The organism is Arthrobacter sp. SLBN-53 (assembly GCF_006715585.1).
GTDB classification, from domain to species: domain Bacteria; phylum Actinomycetota; class Actinomycetes; order Mycobacteriales; family Mycobacteriaceae; genus Mycobacterium; species Mycobacterium neoaurum_A.
The window spans coordinates 5,163,915-5,180,846 of record NZ_VFNN01000001.1; the positions used below are offsets into that span (position 1 = coordinate 5,163,915).

The window sequence follows — 16,932 nt, forward strand, 5'->3', positions numbered from 1 at the left end:
TCGTGACCGCCGGATTCCCTACGGTCACTGCTGGATCCGCTCCGCTGCTGCCTGCGCGTCACGCAGGGCGTCGGCGACGCTCTTGTTCCCGGCGGCGGCATCGTTGAGCTCGGTGCCCACGGCCTGGATCATCTCCTCGCCGCCCTTGCCCTGGGTGAGCGGGGACGCATCGGCCAGGATCTCGCCGACGGTCTTGTAGTAGTCCGCACCGTAACCGTCGGACAGCACCTTCTGGTTGGTCAGCGAGCTCTGTCGCACCACCGCACCACCGTTGGCGACGCGTTCGGCGTCGATGTCCGGCGAGGTCACCCAGGACGCGAACGCCCAGGCCGCGTCGGCGGCGCCGGAGTTGGCCGGAATGGCCCAGCTCCACAGTCCGAGTGCGGATTTGCCGCCGGGGATGGGGGCCAGCGCGAATTGGCCGGCCCGCGGGCCGGCGGCACCTTCGGGATCGTTGAGCGCGGGCAGGTTCCAGTTGTAACCGATCATCGATGCCGCATTGCCGCCGGAGACCGAACGGAATGCCTCGTCGAAGCCCCAGGACAGGCTGTTGGCCGGTGCGGCGGTCCGGTAGGTCTCGATATAGGCCTCCAGCGCCCGGGCGGCCTCGGGGGTGTCCAGGGTGGGCTTGCCGTCGGCGCCGTAGATCGAGCCGCCCGCGGCGAACAGCCAGTTGGCCCATTCCTCGAAGATCTTGTAACCGCGCTGCGGTTGCATCGCGATACCGGCCCGCTCGGGGGTCTTCAGCCGTTGCGAGGTGGAGACCAGTGCGTCCAGATCGGTGGGCACGCTCTGCCCGGCAGAGGTGAGATCACCGGTGTTGTAGATGTAGCCGAGCGCGTAGTTGTAGAACGGCACCCCGTAGGTGGTGCCCTCGACATCGGTGATCGCGGTCAGCGAGTCGAAGAAATCGTCCGGCCGATAGTCGGTGGTGGCGGCGATGCGGTCGTTCAGCGGCTCAAGGAAGCCGGCATCGGCGAAATCGTCCATCCACGGGTTGTCCACCACGATCAGGTCGTAGGCGGGCTCGGATGCCTGGAACGAAGACACCAGCCGGTCGCGCATCTGATCGAAGGTCATGGTCTCGATCTCGACCTTGATATCGGGGTACCTCTGGTTGAACTGTCCGACAAGGCCTTTGACGATGTCGGTATCCGGCACGTTCTCCATCAGCACCCGCACGGTGGCGTTGGTGTCGGTGGGCACATCGCCCACGCCGGAGGAGGTCTGCTCGCCGGAACCACCGCTGCCTGCGCAGCCGGCGAGGGTGAGGCTGGTGGCGGCGATGATCGCTGGCAACCAGCGCAAGGTTGGAATTTTCATGGTCCTCTTCTCTTTGTCCGCGTGGATCGAGTGGGTACGGGAACGGGATAACTCAATCCATATAGGCACCGCCGTTGACGGACAGTGCTTCTCCGGTGATGAACCGGGCGTCCTCGGAGACCAGGAAGGCCACCGCGCGCGCCACATCATCGGGGGTTTGCAGGCGGCCCAGCGGGGTGGCGTCGATCCAGGACTGCCGGACACCCTCTGGGGTGGAGCCGCTGAGGGTGGCCTCCCACTCCAGTTCACGGCTCTGCATCGGGGTGGCGACGAAGCCGGGACACACGCAGTTGACCGTGATGTCGTTGGCCGCCAGCTCGAAGGCCATCGCCTGGGTGAGGCCGAGCACGCCGAACTTGGAGGCCACATAGTCGGCGAGGAAGGGCACCCGGCCCTGTTTGGCGGCCATGGACGCGGTGTTGACGATCGTCCCGCGGACTCCGGTGCGGATCATCGCCCTGGCGGCGGCCTGCCCGCACAGGAACACACCCTTGAGATTGATGTCCAGGCTGCGGTCGAGCTGTTCTACCGAGACGTCGACGAAGCGGGCCATCGCCGAGATGCCGGCATTGCTGACCCACGCGTGTACGCCGAGGCGGTCGGCCACATCATCGGCCAATGCGGTGGCGGCGGCGGCATCGGTGACATCGAGGCGGGCCGCCTCGTGCCCGGACCCGGCGAGGCCGGCACGGGTCTGCTCGGCGGCCGCGGCGTCGATATCGGAGACCACCACTCGCCATCCGCGCTCGGCAAGGGTGGTGGCGATGGCCCGGCCGATCCCCGATCCGGCGCCGGTGACGACGGCGGTCTGGTGGTGGGAGTTCTCGAGGGTGGTCATGGCCGGGCCTTTCGGGCGATGCGGTGGGATATCGGGGTGAGCACGTCGCCGAGTTCGCGCCACTGGGCATAGGCCTCGGCGTATCGGTCGACGTTCTTCGGGTTGGGGACCACGGGTTCGCCGAGGGTCTGGAACTTGGCGGTGCTGTCCCAGCCTTCCAACAGTCCCGTGCCGACCGCGGCGATGACGGCCGCGCCGAGCGACGCGCCGGGGTGCCCGACGACGGGGGACAGCGGTGTGTCGAGGACATCGGCGAGGATCTGCTTCCACAGCACCGATTTGCTGCCGCCGTTGGTCACCAGCGCGCGCTGCAACCCCACTCCCATGGCGGCGAAGACCTCGGTGTGGTGTTTGAAGCCGAACGCGATGGCCTCAAGGACCGAGCGGTACATGTCGGCGCGGGTGTGTGCCAGGTCCAGACCGACGAACGCGCCACGCAGGTCCGGATCATGTAGCGGGCTCTTCTCGCCGAGAAAGTAGGGAAGACAGAGGATTTCGGCCGGATTGCGGGTCTGCGCCTCGTCGTCGAGGGCGACCAGGTCGATGCCCCCCGACAGCGTCTGGAACCAGCGGATCAGGCTGCCGCTGGTGGCCATGCACCCGTTGGGCAGCCACCGGCCCGGCACCGGATGGGCATCGAGATAGAGCCGGGCGTCGATGACCGGTGTGTCGGCGGCGGCCAGGATGTCCCCGGCGCCGCCGAGTTTGACCAGCCAGTCGCCCGCGGTGTTGATACCCGCGGCGTAGGCCGACAGGACGTGATCGGCGCCGCCGACGATGAGCGGCAGTCCGGCCTGCAGCCCGGTGGCCGCGGCAGCCGCGGCGCTCAGTTCGCCGGCCTGGGTGCCCGGCGCCAGCACCGGGGGCACCAGTTCGGGGGACAACCCGGCCGCGGTGTACATCGGCTCGTAGCGCTCACCCTCGACGGTGCCGAGCCCGGATTCCAGCGCCCAGTTCAGTTCGACGTGGGCGGGGGCCCCGAGCGCCATCAACACCCAGTCATAGGAGCCGACCAGGTGGGCGGTGGCGGCCCAGTGCTGCGGCTCATGGTGTTGCAGCCACAGCGCCGTCGGCGCCACCGATTGCTGGGTGATCGCCGAACCGGTGGCGCGCAGGACGGCCGCGTCATCCAGGGTGCTCTTCAGTTCGGCGATCTCGGCGGTGGCGCGGGCGTCGTTCTGCAGCAGGGCACGCCGTACCGGTGCGCCGTCGCGATCGACCGCGATGACGGCCGGGACCATGCCGGTGGTGGACAACGCGGTGATGCGGTCGCTGCCGACACCGGACTCGGCGAGCACCTCGCGGATGCCGGCATGGACATTGCGCAACCACTGGGCGGGGTCGGCCTCGGCATGACCGGGTGCATCGGAGAACAGGCGGCTCTCGTGGGTGGCCTGGGCGATGATGCGCGCGCGAGCGATGTCGACGAGCACGGTCTTGGTGCCGGTGGTGCCGATATCGATGCCGATCGTGAACTCCGGCATGCCATCCCTTCGGTCGGTCGCTACGTGTTTCTGGCGGTGGGACCACAATACTGACTCTGTTATATTCTCACAATAGGTGAGCGTCAATCACGAATAATCACGCAATCCTGCTGGATTTATGTGATTAAGTAACATAGGTTTAACCCACCACCGCGCTTGAACGCGACGCTCTTCCATCCCGTGAAGCTCTGAAAACCCATGAAGCGGAGAGGCAATCCCCATGACCAGTTGGCTCGATGACGTATTCGGTGTGCAGAAGCCGGTGATCGCCATGCTGCACCTGGCCGCGCTGCCCGGTGATCCCGGATTCGATTCGGCGGCCGGGATCAAGGCCGTTGTCGAGCGCGCCAAGCAGGAGTTGGACGCGCTGCAGTCCGGTGGTGTCGACGGCGTCATGGTCTCCAACGAGTTCAGCCTGCCCTACCTGACCAAGACCGAGCCGATCACGGCGATCACGATGGCTCGGGTGATCGGCGAGCTGCTCGGCGATTTCGCGGTGCCCTACGGCGTCAACGTGCTGTGGGACGGGCGGGCATCGATCGACCTGGCGGTGGCCACCGGTGCGCAGTGGGTGCGCGAGATCTTCACCGGCGTCTACGCCAGCGATTTCGGCCTGTGGGACACCAACGTCGGTGAGGTGGCCCGGCACCGGGTCCGCATCGGCGGCGCGGGCGTCAAGCTCCTGTTCAACATCGTGCCGGAGTCCGCGGTGTACCTGGCGCAGCGGGACCTGGCTTCGGTCACGGCCACCACCGTCTTCGCGACCAAACCCGACGCGATCTGCGTGTCCGGTCTGACCGCCGGCGCGTCCACCGACACCCAGGCGCTGCGCGTGGTCAAGGACAATGCCGGCGCGGTACCGGTTTTCGTCAACACCGGTGTGCGCGCCCACAACGCCGCGGAGCAACTGTCGATCGCCGATGGTGCGGTGGTCGGCACGTACTTCAAGGAGGACGGCAAGTTCGAGAACCGTGCCGTGGCCTCGCGAGCCGCCGAACTGATGGACGCGGTCAAGGAATTCCGTACCTCGTTATGAACGAGGACTTGCGGCTACTGGCGATCGAGGCGGCGCGCCGCGGCGCGGCGGTATGCATGCAGCACTGGGGTGAGCAGGTTCCCGTCGCCACCAAGGCCGCCGCGGGTGACGTGGTGACCGCGGTGGACACCGCCGCCGAACAGACCGTCCGGGAGATCCTGCTCGCGGCCCGCCCCGATGATGGTGTGCTCGGTGAGGAGCTGGCCGAACAACTCGGGACGGGACCGGTGCAGTGGGTCGTCGACCCGCTCGACGGCACGACCAATTACGTGCGGCGGCTGCCGTTCTTCGGTACGTCGGTGGCGGCGCGCTCGCGCGCGGACGGGTCCTGGTTGGCCGGCGCGGTGTGCGCGCCGGCCCTGGGCACCACCTGGAGCGCGGCCAAAGGCCTTGGTGCCCGGCTCGACTCGGGCAGCGGTGACGTTCCGCTGCCGCTGGCTCTGATGGAGTCCTCGGTGCGGCTGCTCGGAACCGGGCTGTCGTATGACCCGGGTCACCGGCGGCGCCAGCTGCGCGATCTGGGGGCGGTGATGACCGAGTACACCGATATGCGCCGGTTCGGGGCCGCCGCCCTGGACCTTTGCCTGCTCGCCCAGGGCAGCCTGGACGCCTTCGTCGAAGATGACCTGGCAGTGCACGATTGGGCCGCCGGTGCCCTCATCGCCGAGGAGGCCGGCGCGACGGTGTCGCGGGCCGAGGACGGCGGGGTCTCAGCGCGTCGACGCTGAGCGTTCGGCGTTGACACACACCACCGAGACACCCGAGGCGCGCAGTGCCTCGACGGTGGGGTGTGTCGAGGGTCCGTCGGTGACCAGGATCGAGATCGCCGACACCGGCGCGACATTGATCAGCTGCACCCGGCCGAGCTTGGATGCGTCGGCGGCGACGATCACCCGGTCCGCCGACCGCATGGCCGCCTGCTTGACGTTGCCTTCTTCGCGGTGGTACTCGGAGGCGCCGCGCTTACCGTCCACCCCGGCGATCCCCATGACATAGGTGTCGCAGTTGTAGCGCAGGTAGAAGTCCTCGGCCTCGGCGCCGATCAGGCTCAGCTCGCCGGGGCGCACCTTGCCGCCGGTCAGCAGGATCGTGGTTTCCGGTTCGTCGGCCAGTTCGACGGCGACCAGCACACTGGGGGTGATCACCGTCAGGCCGAGATTGCGGCCCTTGACGGCGCGGGCCACCGCCAGCACCGTGCTGCCGCTGTCGAGGATGACCGTCTCGCGGGGGCGCAGCAGATCGGCCACCGCATGGGCGATGTGCAGTTTTTCGTCGGCGGAGTCGGCGGCGCGCGCATCGAAGGACGGTTCGGTGGATTTCCCGCCGTAGGCGATGGCACCGCCGAGGACGCGGCGGGCGATGCCCTGCTCCTCCAACCGCTCGATATCGCGCCGGATGGTCATCTCGGAGACGTCGAATTCACCCGCCAGCGTGGCGAAGTCGACCTCGCGGTCGGTGTGGATCCGGGCGGCGATGGCCGCCCGCCGGGCGTGCGCGCTGAGGCCGGCGGTCATGACCGAAGTCTATGTGAAAGATGTGAATCAATCACACACCATCGCTGATCCGAGGCGGATCAGGCAGCGGTGGCGACGGGCTCCGGCGCCGGGGTCGTGCGCCGCTCCCGCATCGACGCCCACAGCGCGGCCGTGGCGGCCGTACAGGCTCCCGCCCCGGCCACGTGCAGCGCGACGAGGGCCTCGGGGACACCGGTGAAGAATTGCACGGCGCCGAGTGCGCCTTGGGCGATCACCAGCACGACGACCGCGACCAGCCGGATCCGCACCGGCCGTGGGGCGCGGACGGCCAGCAGGGCAAAGCCCAGCGCCACCACCAGCGACAGATAACCGATCAGCAGGGTGGAGTGCATGTGCACCAGCGTGGTGATCTCCACCTCGAGGCGGGGGACCGGCCGCTCGGGACTCTTGTCGCCGGCGTGCGGGCCCGCGCCGGTGACCATCGTTCCGGTCACCAGGACCGCCGAGAGCGCCAACCCGCTCAGTGCCGTCAACTGCCGCAGCGGTCTGGGCACCACCGCGGCCGGGGTGCCGTCATCGGGTTCGCCGATCTTGGCGAACAACAACACCGCCAGCCAGACCATCGCCATCGACACCAGCAGGTGGATCGCGACGGTCCACCACAGCAGACCGGTGAGCACGGTGATACCGCCGATGACGGCCTGCAGGACCGTGGAGGCCGGCATCAGCCACGCATAGAGGAGGACCTCACGGCGGCGCCGGGCGCGGGTCACGGCGATGACCGCGGCCGCCGCGGTGAGCACCACCAGGAAGGTCAGCATCCGGTTGCCGAACTCCACCGCCTGGTGGATGCCGGGTACCTCGGGATGTGGCACCGGGGTGAAACTTCCGGGGAAGCACTGCGGCCAGGTCGGGCAGCCCAGACCCGATGCCGTGACGCGCACGATGGCACCGGTGACGGCGATTCCGCCCTGGGTCAGGATGACCAGGAAGGCCACGATGCGCTGGGTCCGCAGGCTGGGCATCGGCAGCATGTCGACGAGTCGCAGGAAGAGTCGTCCGACAGCCACGGATCCGATGGTAGAGCAGCGCTAACTACGCGATGTAGTAGGGGCGGCGTAGTAGGGGCGGCGTAGTAGAAGCGGCGACCCGCTCAACACCAGATCGCCAGGCGCCGGCCAAGCGCATCGACCTGCGGCGGGTCCGGGAGGCTGAACGCCGCCCCCGTCGCGATGCGGTGTGCGCTCCACGCGGCGGCGGCCGCATCGAGCACGTCATCGGCGGGCACTGCCGCCGCGGCGCCGAGATCCTCGGGGATATCTATCCCGTGCCCGGCCAGCACGCGTAACCGGGCCCGCTGGCCGCGCCAGCTCTTCTTCTTACCGTCGTCGGTCGTCAGGCCCATCTGGCGGAAGGACAGCTCGGGATGCACCTCGAACAGCGGCAGCGCGGAATCGGCGTGCAGCGCCTCGGCTTCGAGGAACTTCTGCCGCAGACCCCAGGTCTGGATGCTGATCCCGGACCCGGTGAGTTCCCTGGCCGTCACGCAGGCGGCCGCGTGATCGGGGGCGTCGAACACCGGCCGCGGCGGCATCAGGAACAGGCTCGACGATCGCGCACCCAGTCGGCGCTGAGCGGCCCGATCGGAGGTTCGTACCGCGTCGTCGAGCAGACCGAGCGGAATGTCCACGCCGACCACCCGGGCATCGGGCACCGCCGCGACGAGCGCGGCCAGGCGCGGGTCGACATGTGCCGCGCGATAACGTCCGTCGCGCAATTCGATGCCGACCCAGCCGCCCTTCCAGCCGTCGACACCGAGGGTGATCACCGCCGTCAGGTGAACCGGAACCAGCGCAGCGCCGCCAGCGCCGACAGCACGCCCCAACCGGCCAGCACGGCGACCCCGAACCAATCCACCGACAGCGTCATCGCCTGCGTCAGCGCCTCGGTCAGCGCTCCGGACGGGGTGAGCCGGGCGACCCAGCGCAATGCCGCCGGAACCGGGCCGCCGTCGAGGGTCAGCGCCCCGAGACCGGCGAAGACGAACCACAGCAGGTTCGCCAGCGCCAGCACGATCTCCGCGCGCAGCGTGCCACCCAGCAGTAGACCGAGCGCGGCGAACGTCGCCGTACCCAGCGCGATCACCACCGCGCCCAACGCCAACGCCGCGACCGGTGGCCGCCAGCCCAGCGCGATACCGATGCCGCCCAACAGGATCGACTGCAGGAAGACCACGGTGACGACGGCAAGGGACTTGCCTGCGATCACCCCCCATACCGGCAGGGCGGTGGCACCCAGCCGCTTGAGCGCCCCGTACCGGCGGTCGAACGCGACGGCGATGGCCTGGCCGGTGAACGCCGTGGAGATGACCGCCAGCGCCATGATGGCCGGCGTGAAGGTCGCCGCCCGGTTGTCCCCGAACTCGCCGAGCGGCAGCAGGGTGAGGCCGACCAGCAGGGTGATCGGGATGAACATGGTGAGCAGCAGCTGTTCGCCGTTGCGCAGCAGCAGTTTGAGCTCAAGACCGAACTGGGCTCGCAACATCGCACCGACAGCGGCGGGCCGGGGATCGGGGGAGAAGGTCCCGGCGGCAAAACGATTCGTGCTCATCTCAGCTCCCGGCCGGTCAGATCGAGGAAGACATCCTCCAGGCTGCGTTGCTCCACCCGCATGTCGGTGGCCAGCACGTTCACCCGGGCGCACCATGCGGTGACGGTGGCGAGCACCTGCGGATCGATCCGTCCTTCCACCAGGTACTCACCGGCGGTGGTCTCACCGGCCCGGTAGTTCTCCGGCAGCGCCGAGACGAGCAACGACAGGTCGAGCCGCGGCGGCGCGGTGAAGCGCAACTGGTTCTCGGCACCGCTGCGCATCAGCTCCGCCGGGGTACCCGCGGCGACGGTGCGGCCGTGATCGATGATGACCAGCCGGTCGGCCAACTCCTCGGCCTCGCTCAGATGGTGGGTGGTCAGCACGACGGTGACGCCGTCGCGGCGCAGCGCGTCGATCAGTTCCCACACCACGATGCGGGCGTGGGCGTCCATGCCCGCGGTCGGCTCGTCGAGGAACACCAGCTCGGGCCGCCCCACGACGGCGCAGGCCAGCGCCAGGCGCTGCTGCTGGCCGCCGGAGAGCCTGCGGTAGGTGGTGCGGGCGGCATCGGTGAGACCGAGGGTCTCGAGCAGCCACTGCGGGTCGAGGGGATCGGCGGCATAGGAGGCCACCAGGTTCAGCATCTCGCCGGCGCGGGCGGCCGGGTAGCCGCCGCCGCCCTGCAACATGACCCCGATCCGCTCGCGCAACCGGGCGTTGTCCGCCGCCGGGTCAAGGCCGAGGATCTCGATGCGACCGGAATCCGGGCGCAGGAATCCCTCACACATCTCCACGGTCGTGGTCTTACCGGCGCCGTTGGGTCCGAGGAGGGCGAACACCTCGGCCCGGCGCACCTCCAGATCGAGATTGTCGACGGCGGCGGGAGCCGAGGCCGGTCCGTAGCGTTTGGTCACCCCGAGCAGGCGTACGACAGCGTCAGAACCGGTGGTCACGGAGATTCAGCGTAGGCGTCGGGTCTGGCAGCCGGTGGCTCTGGTCCGGGTCGCGGGTCGTCGGGGCCCGGCGGCCCCAGTGCGCGCCACGGCAGATGCCGGTAGGTGATGGCGATGATGATCAGCACGATCACCGCGCTGGCCAGCGTGGCATCCAGAATCTGGAACAGCGCGAACCGGTCACCGTTGGCGGTCGGCCCGAAGATGCCCACCACCAGCGTGATACCGATCGCCGACCCGCGGAATCCCGGTCGGGTGGCCCAGGTGGCCAGCGGGATGATCGCCCACAGCAGATACCAGGGCTGCACCACCGGGAACAACAACACGCTGGCGCCCAGCGCGACGCCGAGGCCGCCGACCGGATGCAAACGACCGCGCAGCACGGCCAACAACAACCAGCTCACCAGGACCGCGATGATGATCACACCGATACCGCGGGTAAGTCCGAGCACAGATGTCGTGTGGTCGCCGAGGCCCAGCAGGATGCCGACCTGGCCGGTGCCCAGGGCGATCAGCGTCGGCGGGGACATCCAGGATCGGACGACGTTTGCCGTGCCGAGGGTGAACACCCAGCCGAAGCCGAGACCACTGGCCCAACCGATGATCGCCATCACGGTCAGGGACAGCGCGCCCAGCGAGAAGCTGGCGGCGAGGAACGCTTTCACGGTGCCACCCCAGTGCCAGGCCAGGGCCATCACCACGAAGCCCATCGCCAGCAGGGCGGGCAGTTTCACCTGGGAGGACATCGTGATGAGCACGGTGCCCGTGGCGAGCATCGCCGCGGCGTGCGGTGGCAGCCGCCAACTGTTTTCACGCACCCCGTCGATACCGCGCAGCGCGAACTCGGTGCCGGCCAGCATCAGGCCGAGCATCAGCGCCTCGTTGTGGATGCCCGCGACCAGGTGCATGAACAACAACGGGTTGCACGGGCCCAGCCAGAGCGCGCTGACCTCGGCGACGCCGCAGCGTCGGGCCAGTCGCGGGGTGGCCCAGACGATCAGGCCGACGCCGACGAGCACCACCAGCCGGTGGCACAGCACCGCAGCGACGATGTTGTCCCCGGTGAGCACCGAGATGCCCTCACCGATCCACAGGAACAGCGGGCCGTAGGGGGCCGGGGTCTCGCGCCACAGGCTGGGCACCGAGAGGGTGAAGACATGGTCGAGCCCGAGCCCGGGAGCCGGGCCGACCTGGTAGGGGTCCAGCCCGATCCGGGCTATCTGACTCTGCGCCAGATAGGAGTAGACGTCCTTGCTGTACATCGGCGGGGCGAACAGCAGGGGCAGCAGCCACAGCACCAGGGTGCGGTCGAGCTGGCTGCGGGACATCTTGTGCGGTCCGAGCGCGAAACGCCCCAGCATCAGCCACGCCAACGCCATCATCACCGCGCCGGTCGTCGTCATCGTCAGCGATACGGTCTGGATGCGCGACGGCAGGTTGAGCAGTCGCACGCCGAACGTCGGGTCCTGGACGACGGGCCGAGCACCCGCGCCGAGCGCGCCGATGGCCATCAGCACCGTCCCGGTCGCGCCGAAAACCCTGGTCCGGCGCAGCGAGACGACCTCGGCATTGTTCAGCGGCGAACCGACGGCTCGCTCGTCGGCATGCCAACGGGCGACCGCGGAACTGAAGGACCCGAGGGCGGTCATTCGAGCAGCGTAACGGCCGCCGGCAAGCGGCCTGTCCGGGTAAGGGTTACCTTGGTGGAACCGCTGATCGAATTCCGTCACAATGGTGTTGTGAAATTACGTCAGGAGACTTCCGTCGCCACTGGCGGCGCGCTGTCTTCGGTCTCCACCGATGGGCATACCCGCGGAGCCATCGTCCAGCTGCTGCTGGAAGGGCCGGTCACCGCGGGGGATATCGGGACGCGGCTGGGCATCTCGGCGGCCGGCATCCGTCGGCACCTCGACGCGCTCATCGAGGCCGGTGACGCCGAGGCCAGTGCACCGGCGGCCTGGCAGCACAACGGTCGGGGCAGGCCGGCCAAGCGGTATCGGCTCACCGCCGCGGGCCGCGGAAAGCTCACCCACGCCTACGACGACCTCGCCGCGGCGGCCATGCGCCAGCTACGGGAGATCGGGGGCGATGACGCCGTGCGCACGTTCGCGCGCCGCCGGATCGACGATCTGCTCGCCGGGATCGACGATGCCGTCGTGACCGGTGATGTCGAGCAGACCGCCAACGAGGTCGCCGCCGCGCTGACCGAGGCCGGTTACGCGACGTCCACGGCGCCGGTGGCCGGGCCGTTGCCCGGCGTGCAGCTCTGCCAGCATCACTGCCCGGTATCGCATGTCGCCGAGGAGTTTCCGGAGCTGTGTGAGGCCGAGCAAGAGGCCTTCGCGGAGATCCTGGGCACCCATGTCCAGCGGCTGGCCACCATCAGCAACGGTGACTTCGCCTGCACCACGCACGTTCCACTGAGCTCGACTCCGGCCGCCGCCGGCGAGCCCACCGACGATCGGCACGCAGCCCGCGCCGATTCCACCACCACACAAGGAGTGTCGCGATGACCCTCACCCCCGAGACACCATTGACCCAGGAGGAAACCATTGCCTCCCTGGGCAATTACGGTTACGGCTGGTCGGATTCCGACGTTGCCGGCGCCAGTGCCCAGCGCGGTCTGTCCGAGGCGGTGGTCCGCGACATCTCGGCCAAGAAGAACGAGCCGGAATGGATGCTCGACATCCGGTTGAAGGCGCTGCGGACCTTCGACAAGAAGCCGATGCCCAACTGGGGTTCGGACCTGGACGGCATCTACTTCGACAACATCAAGTACTTCGTGCGCTCCAGCGAGAAGCAGGCCGCCACCTGGGACGACCTGCCCGCCGATATCAAGAACACCTACGACAAGCTGGGCATCCCGGAGGCGGAGAAGCAGCGGCTGGTCTCCGGTGTCGCCGCCCAGTACGAGTCCGAGGTCGTCTACCACTCGATCCGCGAGGATCTCGAGGCCCAGGGCGTCATCTTCCTGGACACCGACTCGGGGCTGCGTGAGCATCCCGAGCTGTTCCGGAAATATTTCGGCACCGTGATCCCGGCCGGTGACAACAAGTTCTCCGCGCTGAACACCGCGGTGTGGTCGGGCGGTTCGTTCATCTATGTCCCGCCGGGCGTGCACGTCGACATCCCGCTGCAGGCCTACTTCCGGATCAACACCGAGAACATGGGCCAGTTCGAGCGCACCCTGATCATCGCCGACGAGGGCTCCTATGTGCACTACGTCGAGGGCTGCACGGCGCCGATCTACAAGAGCGATTCGCTGCATTCGGCGGTGGTGGAGATCATCTGCAAACCCAATGCGCGGGTGCGGTACACGACCATCCAGAACTGGTCGAACAACGTCTACAACCTGGTGACCAAGCGCGCCCGCGCCGAGGCCGGCGCCACCATGGAGTGGGTCGACGGCAACATCGGGTCCAAGGTCACCATGAAGTACCCGGCGGTCTGGATGACCGGTGAGCACGCCAAGGGCGAGGTGCTCTCTGTCGCCTTCGCCGGCGAGGGCCAGCACCAGGACACCGGCGCCAAGATGCTGCACCTGGCTCCCAACACATCGAGCAACATCGTGTCCAAGTCGGTTGCGCGCGGTGGTGGGCGCGCCTCCTACCGCGGTCTCGTCCAGGTCAACAAGGGTGCGCACGGCTCGAAGTCCAGCGTGAAATGCGATGCGTTGCTGGTCGATACGATCAGCCGATCCGACACCTACCCCTATGTCGACATCCGCGAGGACGATGTCACGATGGGCCACGAGGCGACGGTCTCCAAGGTCAGCGAGGATCAGCTGTTCTACCTGATGAGCCGCGGCCTGACCGAGGACGAGGCGATGGCCATGGTGGTGCGCGGTTTCGTCGAACCGATCGCCAAGGAGCTGCCCATGGAGTACGCCCTGGAGCTCAACCGGCTGATCGAACTGCAGATGGAAGGCGCGGTCGGTTAGTGGGCGAGCGAAGCGACGGGAAGAGAATTAAGTGAGTTCAGGTATCACCCAGGCAGTGGAGGGCACGGCCAAGAGCGGTTCGGTGCTCAACCTCAACAAGGGAGAGCAGTTCGCGTCGTTCGACGTCAACGCCTTCGAGGTGCCCGCCGGGCGCGACGAGGTGTGGCGGTTCACCCCGCTCAAGCGGCTTCGCGGCCTGCACGACGGCTCGGCCCCGGCGACCGGCTCGGCGCTTATCGAGGTCAGCGAGCGTCCCGGTGTGACGGTCGAGACCGTCGCGCGTGACGACGAGCGTCTCGGCAAGGGCGGTGTGCCCGCCGATCGCGTTGCCGCACAGGCGTACTCGGCGTTCAGTCAAGCGACGATCGTGACGGTCGGCCGGGCCGCCGAGGTGGCCGAGCCCATCGAGATCACCATCGACGGTCCCGGTGTGGACACCGTGGCCTACGGGCATCTGCAGATCCGGGTCGAGGAACTGGCCCGCGCCACCGTCGTCGTCGACCTGCGCGGCAGCGGTGTCTACGCCGACAACGTCGAACTGATCGTCGGTGACGCGGCCACGCTCGGGGTCATCTGGATCGCCGACTGGGCCGATGACACCGTCCACGTCAGTGCGCATCACGCCAAGCTCGGCAAGGATGCGACCCTGAACCATGTCAACGTCACCCTCGGTGGTGATGTGGTACGGACCGCGGCCACCGTGCGGTTCACCGCTCCCGGCGGCGACGTGAAACTGCTGGGCACCTACTTCGCCGACGACGGGCAGTTCTTCGAGTCGCGCCTGCTGGTCGACCACGCGTACCCCAACTGCAAGTCCGATGTGCTGTACAAGGGTGCACTGCAGGGAGATCCGGAGTCCCGCAAGCCCGACGCGCACACGGTATGGGTCGGTGACGTCCTGATCCGCGCCGAGGCCACCGGCACCGACACCTTCGAGATCAACCGCAACCTGGTGCTCACCGACGGTGCCCGCGCCGATTCGGTGCCCAACCTCGAGATCGAGACCGGTGAGATCGCCGGTGCCGGACACGCCAGTGCCACCGGGCGATTCGACGACGAGCAGCTGTTCTACCTGCGCGCCCGCGGCATCCCCGAAGAGCAGGCCCGCCGCCTGGTGGTGCGCGGCTTCTTCAACGAGATCATCGCCAAGATCGCCGTGCCCGCCGTACGCGAGCGCCTCACCGAAGCCATCGAGAAAGAGCTGGCCACTACTGAATCGGGAACCAACTGATATGACCACCCTGGAAATCAAGGACCTGCACGCATCGGTCTTCACCGCCGAGAACGACGAAGTCCCGATCCTCAAGGGCGTGAACCTGACCGTGAATTCGGGGGAGACCCACGCCGTGATGGGCCCCAACGGATCCGGCAAGTCCACGCTGTCCTACGCCATCGCCGGGCATCCCAAGTACACCGTCACCTCCGGGTCGATCACCCTGGACGGACAGGACGTGCTGGAGATGTCGATCGACGAACGCGCCCGCGCCGGACTGTTCCTGGCGATGCAGTACCCCGTCGAGGTGCCCGGCGTGTCGATGTCGAACTTCCTGCGCACCGCCGCGACCGCGGTCCGTGGCGAGGCCCCGAAGCTGCGGCACTGGGTCAAAGAGGTCAAGGGCGCGATGGCGGATCTGGAGATCGATGCCGCGTTCGGTGAGCGCAGCGTCAACGAGGGCTTCTCCGGCGGCGAGAAGAAGCGCCATGAGATCCTGCAGCTCGGCCTGCTCAAGCCGAAGATCGCCATCCTCGACGAGACCGACTCAGGTCTGGACGTCGACGCCCTGCGCGTCGTCAGCGAGGGGGTGAACCGGTACAAGGAAGCCGAGAACGGCGGCGTGCTGCTGATCACGCACTACACCCGGATCCTGCGTTATATCCAGCCGCAGTTCGTCCACGTGTTCGTCGGTGGCCGCATCATCGAGTCCGGCGGGCCGGAACTGGCCGACGAACTCGAGACCAACGGCTACGTGCGCTTCACCCACACCGCGACAGCCTAGGAAGGAGTTCTCCAGATGACGCTGTCCGACATCCGTTCCGCAGCACTGGATCCGGAGGGGATCGCCCGCATCCGGGCCGACTTCCCCATCCTGAGCCGGGTGATGCGCGGCGGGTGTCAGCTGGCCTATCTGGACTCCGGTGCGACCTCGCAGAAGCCGCTGCAGGTACTCGATGCCGAACGCACCTTCCTGACCACCTCTAACGGCGCGGTGCACCGCGGTGCCCATCAGCTGATGGAGGAGTCGACCGATGCCTACGAGCAGGGTCGAGCCGATATTGCGGCGTTCGTCGGTGCCGATGACGATGAGCTGGTGTTCACCAAGAACGCCACCGAGGCCATCAATCTGGTCGCCCACACGTTGGGGGACCGGCGCTTCGCGAACGCGGTCGGGCCCGGTGACGTCATCGTCACCACCGAGCTCGAGCACCACGCCAATCTGATCCCCTGGCAGGAGCTGGCGGCGCGTACCGGGGCGACGCTGAAGTGGTATGCCATCACCGCGGACGGCCGGATCGATCTGGACAGCCTCCAGCTCGACGAACGGGTGAAAGTGGTTGCCTTCACCCATCACTCGAACGTCACCGGCGCGGTGGCTCCGGTCGCCGAATTGGTGGCGCGGGCCAAGGCGGTGGGTGCGCTGACCGTGTTGGACGCGTGCCAGTCGGTGCCGCATCAGCCGGTGGACTTCCATGCCCTCGACGTGGATTTCGCGGCCTTCTCCGGGCACAAGATGTTGGGCCCCACCGGGATCGGAGCCCTGTACGGCAGGCGCGAGCTGTTGAACCAGCTGCCGCCATTCCTGACCGGCGGTTCGATGATCGAAACCGTCACCATGGAGAAGGCCACCTACGCCGCGGCGCCACAGCGATTCGAGGCGGGCACGCCGATGACCTCGCAGGTTGTCGGATTGGCTGCGGCGGCGCGGTATCTGACGGCGATCGGTATGGCGAACGTGCAGGCGCACGAGAACGAGTTGGTCGCCGCCGCGCTGGCCGGCCTGGCCACCGTGCCGGGTGTGCGCATCATCGGCCCGGCGGGTACCGAACATCGCGGATCCCCGGTCAGCTTCGTCGTCGACGGGATCCACGCCCACGATGTCGGCCAGGTACTCGACGACGACGGAGTGGCCGTGCGGGTCGGTCACCACTGTGCCGCGCCCCTGCATCGCCGGTTCGGCATCAGCGCCACCGCGCGTGCCTCGTTCGCGGTGTACAACACCACCGACGAGGTGGACCGGCTGGTGGCCGGGGTCCGGCGCGCGGTCGAGTTCTTCGGGCGGTGATCGCGTGAGA

At 68.0% G+C, this 16,932-nt stretch carries 16 protein-coding genes; 7 read left to right on the forward strand and 9 right to left on the reverse strand.

Annotated elements, in window-relative coordinates:
- Positions 1-24 precede the first annotated feature (24 nt).
- Genes FBY28_RS24790 through FBY28_RS24800 form a run of 3 tightly spaced genes read right to left on the reverse strand, consistent with a single transcriptional unit; the run spans position 25 to position 3,645 of the window.
- Complete coding sequence (locus tag FBY28_RS24790) at positions 25-1,323, reverse strand: ABC transporter substrate-binding protein (RefSeq protein ID WP_141869804.1); 1,299 nt, start codon at positions 1,321-1,323, stop codon at positions 25-27.
- Positions 1,324-1,375: 52 nt separating this feature from the next.
- Positions 1,376-2,161 (reverse strand): SDR family NAD(P)-dependent oxidoreductase, encoded by a 786-nt coding sequence (locus FBY28_RS24795; protein ID WP_141869805.1) that lies wholly within the window; start codon positions 2,159-2,161, stop codon positions 1,376-1,378.
- Positions 2,158-3,645 carry an FGGY-family carbohydrate kinase gene (locus tag FBY28_RS24800; protein WP_141869806.1) on the reverse strand — a complete coding sequence of 496 codons (1,488 nt, stop codon included), beginning with the start codon at positions 3,643-3,645 and terminating at the stop codon, positions 2,158-2,160. Before FBY28_RS24800 ends, FBY28_RS24795 begins: the two co-directional genes overlap by 4 nt.
- Before the next feature lie 220 nt (positions 3,646-3,865).
- Here FBY28_RS24800 and FBY28_RS24805 point away from each other — a divergent pair, with 220 nt between their 5' ends.
- The gene (locus FBY28_RS24805) at positions 3,866-4,681 is read left to right on the forward strand and encodes a BtpA/SgcQ family protein (protein WP_141869807.1); all 816 of its coding nucleotides are present in this window, start codon (positions 3,866-3,868) and stop codon (positions 4,679-4,681) included.
- Positions 4,678-5,409 (forward strand): inositol monophosphatase family protein, encoded by a 732-nt coding sequence (locus tag FBY28_RS24810; protein ID WP_141869808.1) that lies wholly within the window; start codon positions 4,678-4,680, stop codon positions 5,407-5,409. Before FBY28_RS24805 ends, FBY28_RS24810 begins: the two co-directional genes overlap by 4 nt.
- Here the strand turns inward: FBY28_RS24810 and FBY28_RS24815 are convergent.
- The 6 genes from FBY28_RS24815 to mptB form a co-directional block, all read right to left on the reverse strand.
- The gene (locus tag FBY28_RS24815; RefSeq protein WP_141869809.1) at positions 5,392-6,195 is read right to left on the reverse strand and encodes a DeoR/GlpR family DNA-binding transcription regulator; all 804 of its coding nucleotides are present in this window, start codon (positions 6,193-6,195) and stop codon (positions 5,392-5,394) included. The genes FBY28_RS24810 and FBY28_RS24815 overlap by 18 nt on opposite strands.
- Before the next feature lie 59 nt (positions 6,196-6,254).
- On the reverse strand, positions 6,255-7,226 hold the full coding sequence (locus FBY28_RS24820; protein WP_141869810.1) for a COX15/CtaA family protein: 972 nt from the start codon (positions 7,224-7,226) through the stop codon (positions 6,255-6,257).
- An 83-nt stretch (positions 7,227-7,309) separates the two neighbouring features.
- Complete coding sequence (locus FBY28_RS24825; protein ID WP_141869811.1) at positions 7,310-7,984, reverse strand: DUF429 domain-containing protein; 675 nt, start codon at positions 7,982-7,984, stop codon at positions 7,310-7,312.
- A gap of 5 nt (positions 7,985-7,989) precedes the next feature.
- Positions 7,990-8,766 carry an ABC transporter permease gene (locus FBY28_RS24830; RefSeq protein ID WP_141869812.1) on the reverse strand — a complete coding sequence of 259 codons (777 nt, stop codon included), beginning with the start codon at positions 8,764-8,766 and terminating at the stop codon, positions 7,990-7,992.
- On the reverse strand, positions 8,763-9,701 hold the full coding sequence (locus FBY28_RS24835) for an ABC transporter ATP-binding protein (protein ID WP_141869813.1): 939 nt from the start codon (positions 9,699-9,701) through the stop codon (positions 8,763-8,765). Before FBY28_RS24835 ends, FBY28_RS24830 begins: the two co-directional genes overlap by 4 nt.
- Entirely contained in the window at positions 9,698-11,350 is a 1,653-nt protein-coding gene (mptB, locus tag FBY28_RS24840) for a polyprenol phosphomannose-dependent alpha 1,6 mannosyltransferase MptB (RefSeq protein ID WP_141869814.1), read from the reverse strand. The genes FBY28_RS24835 and mptB overlap by 4 nt, the downstream gene beginning before the upstream one ends.
- Positions 11,351-11,440: 90 nt before the next feature.
- On the opposite strand from mptB, the gene FBY28_RS24845 reads away from it, so the two are divergent.
- Genes FBY28_RS24845 through FBY28_RS24865 form a run of 5 tightly spaced genes read left to right on the forward strand, consistent with a single transcriptional unit; the run spans position 11,441 to position 16,922 of the window.
- Entirely contained in the window at positions 11,441-12,214 is a 774-nt protein-coding gene (locus FBY28_RS24845; RefSeq protein ID WP_286178466.1) for a helix-turn-helix transcriptional regulator, read from the forward strand.
- A gap of 20 nt (positions 12,215-12,234) precedes the next feature.
- A complete protein-coding gene (gene sufB / locus FBY28_RS24850) occupies positions 12,235-13,641 on the forward strand; it encodes a Fe-S cluster assembly protein SufB (protein WP_524912049.1) in 1,407 nt (468 codons plus the stop codon).
- 31 nt (positions 13,642-13,672) lie between these two features.
- Positions 13,673-14,872, forward strand: coding sequence for a Fe-S cluster assembly protein SufD (sufD, locus tag FBY28_RS24855; protein WP_141869817.1), 1,200 nt, complete (start codon positions 13,673-13,675; stop codon positions 14,870-14,872).
- Between the two features lies 1 nt (position 14,873).
- The gene (gene sufC / locus FBY28_RS24860) at positions 14,874-15,638 is read left to right on the forward strand and encodes a Fe-S cluster assembly ATPase SufC (RefSeq protein ID WP_141869818.1); all 765 of its coding nucleotides are present in this window, start codon (positions 14,874-14,876) and stop codon (positions 15,636-15,638) included.
- 15 nt (positions 15,639-15,653) lie between these two features.
- Positions 15,654-16,922: a cysteine desulfurase gene (locus FBY28_RS24865; protein ID WP_141869819.1), complete on the forward strand. Its 1,269-nt coding sequence runs from the start codon at positions 15,654-15,656 to the stop codon at positions 16,920-16,922.
- Positions 16,923-16,932: the final 10 nt, after the last annotated feature.

Coding starts and splice junctions, on each gene's coding strand:
- FBY28_RS24790 (WP_141869804.1), bottom strand. CDS start 1,323: ATGAAAATTCCAACCTTGCGCTGGTTGCCAGCGATCATCGCCGCCACC.
- FBY28_RS24795 (WP_141869805.1), bottom strand. CDS start 2,161: ATGACCACCCTCGAGAACTCCCACCACCAGACCGCCGTCGTCACCGGC.
- FBY28_RS24800 (WP_141869806.1), bottom strand. CDS start 3,645: ATGCCGGAGTTCACGATCGGCATCGATATCGGCACCACCGGCACCAAG.
- FBY28_RS24805 (WP_141869807.1), top strand. CDS start 3,866: ATGACCAGTTGGCTCGATGACGTATTCGGTGTGCAGAAGCCGGTGATC.
- FBY28_RS24810 (WP_141869808.1), top strand. CDS start 4,678: ATGAACGAGGACTTGCGGCTACTGGCGATCGAGGCGGCGCGCCGCGGC.
- FBY28_RS24815 (WP_141869809.1), bottom strand. CDS start 6,195: ATGACCGCCGGCCTCAGCGCGCACGCCCGGCGGGCGGCCATCGCCGCC.
- FBY28_RS24830 (WP_141869812.1), bottom strand. CDS start 8,766: ATGAGCACGAATCGTTTTGCCGCCGGGACCTTCTCCCCCGATCCCCGG.
- mptB (WP_141869814.1), bottom strand. CDS start 11,350: ATGACCGCCCTCGGGTCCTTCAGTTCCGCGGTCGCCCGTTGGCATGCC.
- sufC (WP_141869818.1), top strand. CDS start 14,874: ATGACCACCCTGGAAATCAAGGACCTGCACGCATCGGTCTTCACCGCC.
- FBY28_RS24865 (WP_141869819.1), top strand. CDS start 15,654: ATGACGCTGTCCGACATCCGTTCCGCAGCACTGGATCCGGAGGGGATC.